Here is a 1,750-nt window from a genome sequence, read left to right as displayed (position 1 = left end):
GGCACATCCTCGGCCCGCGGGGCGGGCCGAGGATGTGCCCCAGGACGCGCCCGGCGACGTGGCGCACAGCGAGGCCCGGTGACCCCATGCTGATCCAGCTCGCCGAGGATCTCCCGGCCTATTTCTACGACGTGTTCGTCACCCGCTTCGATTTCTGGCTGGTGTTCGGCATCGCGGCGCAGCTCGTGTTCGGCTCGCGCTTCATCCTGCAATGGATCGCCAGCGAGCGGGCCGGCAAGAGCGTGATGCCGCTCTCGTTCTGGTTCCTGTCGATCCTCGGCGGGCTGATGACCCTGGTCTACGGCTTCGTGCGCCGGGAGCCGGTGATCATCATCGGCCAGGGTCTCTCGACCTTCATCTACCTGCGCAACCTCGCCCTGATCTTTCGCGAGCAGCGGCGCGCCCGCAAGGCTTGAGGCTCCGGTCCCATGTTCCCGAGCGTGACGGGCGCGGGCGACCCCGAGAGCATCGCCCACATCATCCAGGTGGCGCTCGCCCCCGCCTTCCTGCTCTCGGCGCTGGCGACCCTGCTCAACGTGTTCTCGACCCGCCTCGGCCGCGTCGCCGACAAGGTCGATGCGCTCTCGGCCACCCTGCCCGGCGCCGACGCGGAGGCGCGGGCGACGCTGGCCCTGCGCCTCGCCTATCTGCGCCGCCGCTCGCTCCTGCTCGACGGTGCCGTGGTGCTGGCGAGCCTCGGCGGCGTGATGACGGGCGCCGCCGTGCTGACCCTGTTCGTCGGCGCCCTGCGCGACGCCTCCGCAGCCTCGGTGCTGTTCGCCTGTTTCGGCCTCGCGCTCGCCTGCACCATCCTGGCGATCCTGGCCTTCCTCGCCGAGATCCTCCTGGCCGGCCGCGGCGTGCGCCTGGAAGTCGAGCGCAAGCAGGACCGGGCAGGCTGAAGCATCGTCGTTTCCGAAAGCGGCAACCCCCTTTCGGGACGACGCTCTCGTCAGGGTTTTGAAAGGGCGAGCCCTTTCGTGGTTCCAGGGCGAGGCCCTGTAGGCTCGACGAGGCAATAATCCTCCGCCCGCATCCGCTTGGTCCCCCGCACGTAAGTGCCCACCGTGCCGGGCCAGAGGGTGCGGTTGCGGCCCGAGCGGTCGAGATACCAGCTGCCGCAGCCGCCCCGCATCCAGATGCTGCCCTCCATCCGCGCGTCGACCTCGGCGCGGAAGCCGGCTTGAGCCTCGGGACGCACCTCCAGCACGAATCCGGGATGCGCGCGCAGGTGCCGAAGCGCGTCGAGGACGTGGGCGACCTGCGCCTCGACCATCAGCAGCACCGAGTTGTGGCCGAGCCCGGTATTGGGGCCGAGCAGCAGGAAGAGGTTCGGGAAGCCCGCGACCGAGACGCCGCGGAAGGCGTCCGCCCCGTCCTTCCACGCCTGCAGCAGGCTCGACCCCTCGCGCCCGATCACCTCGGTCCGCAGCAGGCTGCCGCCGGGGGAGAAGCCGGTGGCGAAGATCAGCACGTCGAGCGGGTGCTCGGCGCCGTCCGCGGTGACGACGCCGTGGGGCAGAACCGCGCGGATCGGTGCCGTGACGAGGCTGACATGGGGCCGGGCCAGCGCCGGGTAGTAGTCGTCGGAGAGCAGCACCCGCTTGCAGCCGAGCCGGTAATCGGGCGTCAGCTTCGCGCGCAGCTCGGGATCGGCGATCGAGGCGGCGAGGTGCCGGCGCGCCATCGCCTCGGCCAGTCCGGTCACCGTCGAGACGCGGGTGAAGCCCGCCAGCGCCGCGGCCTCGCG

General features: G+C 71.1%; 3 protein-coding genes. 2 read left to right on the top strand and 1 reads right to left on the bottom strand.

Translation table 11 applies throughout. From position 1 onward, the window contains the following. Positions 1–86 precede the first annotated feature (86 nt). Complete coding sequence (locus tag MFF42_RS25640) at positions 87–416, top strand: lipid-A-disaccharide synthase N-terminal domain-containing protein (RefSeq protein WP_238258786.1); 330 nt, start codon at positions 87–89, stop codon at positions 414–416. A 12-nt stretch (positions 417–428) separates the two neighbouring features. Further along, positions 429–902, top strand: a complete 474-nt coding sequence (locus MFF42_RS25635) for a DUF2721 domain-containing protein (protein ID WP_238258785.1) — start codon at positions 429–431, stop codon at positions 900–902. A gap of 50 nt (positions 903–952) precedes the next feature. Here the strand turns inward: MFF42_RS25635 and MFF42_RS25630 are convergent. Then, positions 953–1,750 (bottom strand): flavin-containing monooxygenase (locus MFF42_RS25630; protein WP_373875228.1); only part of this gene is annotated, 798 nt, incomplete at its 5' end.

Source organism: Methylorubrum podarium (assembly GCF_022179745.1).
GTDB classification, from domain to species: Bacteria; Pseudomonadota; Alphaproteobacteria; order Rhizobiales; family Beijerinckiaceae; genus Methylobacterium; species Methylobacterium podarium.
Note: the sequence above shows the minus strand (reverse complement) of the source record. Positions and strands in the feature narration are given on the sequence as shown.